This is a genomic window from Streptomyces sp. OR43 (genome assembly GCF_008042275.1).
Taxonomy (GTDB): Bacteria; Actinomycetota; Actinomycetes; order Streptomycetales; family Streptomycetaceae; genus Streptomyces.
The window spans coordinates 1-920 of the sequence record NZ_RDBK01000096.1; the positions used below are offsets into that span (position 1 = coordinate 1).

The window sequence follows — 920 nt, forward strand, 5'->3', positions numbered from 1 at the left end:
GGTTCCGCAGCGCCCGGCCCCGCAGACGCCCGTTCCCCAGGCCCCGTACCCGCAGGCCGCGTATCCGGTCCAGGGGCAGGCCACGGAGCCGTATCCGCCGTCGCAGGCGCACACCCCGGCCCCGTTCGCGAGTGCGTACCCGGCGCAGTCCCAGACGCAACCCGGACACCTGCCGCCCCAGGGTCCTGCCGCGCCCCAGCCCCCGAAGCGCCGCGGCGGCCGGGTCGCCGCCATCGCCATCGCGGTGGCGCTCGTCGTCGGCATCGCCGGCGGCGGGACGGCGTACGTCATGCTCAAGGACGACGGCAAGTCGTCGCAGAGCAGCGATTCCCCCAAGGGCGGCAGCACCCCGCAGCAGGCCGATTCGTCACCGAGCGCCGATGCCGAGGGGGACGGGGAGGACCCGGGCGCGGGCACCACGGCGGATCCAGCGCCTTCCACCAGGCCGGACCCCGAGCCCAAGGTGTTCACGGGCATCAACCTGACCTCCGGCTACAACCTGACGCTCGAGGACGACGAGCTCAAGCCGAGGGACGGTGAGGACGTGGAATCCGAGCTGATCTACTACAGCACCGGCGGACACCTCGACGCCGGGACCGACGGGACCCTGGTGCGGCTCGATCCGGGCCAGGAAGGGTCGCTCGCCGTCTGCCGCGCCGAGACCCGGTTCACCGGCAGCATCTACGTGAACCAGCTCGGCAAGGACCGTCAGGTCTGCATCACCACGGGGTCCGGGCACATGGCCCTGCTGACCTATCAGGGCCACTCTCCCGACGACTCACCCAGCACGTACATCACGGTGGACGTGACCGTCTGGCCCAACGCCAAGGGCTGACGCGGCGCTTGCGGGGCGGGGCGGATTCCCGGGCAGCCGGGCCCGCCGCCGGCGCCCGTCCAGACCCCGCCGCCTCCGGCCGCCG

1 pseudogene is annotated in these 920 nt (G+C 73.3%); it reads left to right on the forward strand.

Going from position 1 to position 920, the window contains the following annotated elements:
• A pseudogene (locus EAO72_RS42390) lies at positions 1–835 on the forward strand (serine/threonine protein kinase); the annotation flags it as partial.
• Positions 836–920: the final 85 nt, after the last annotated feature.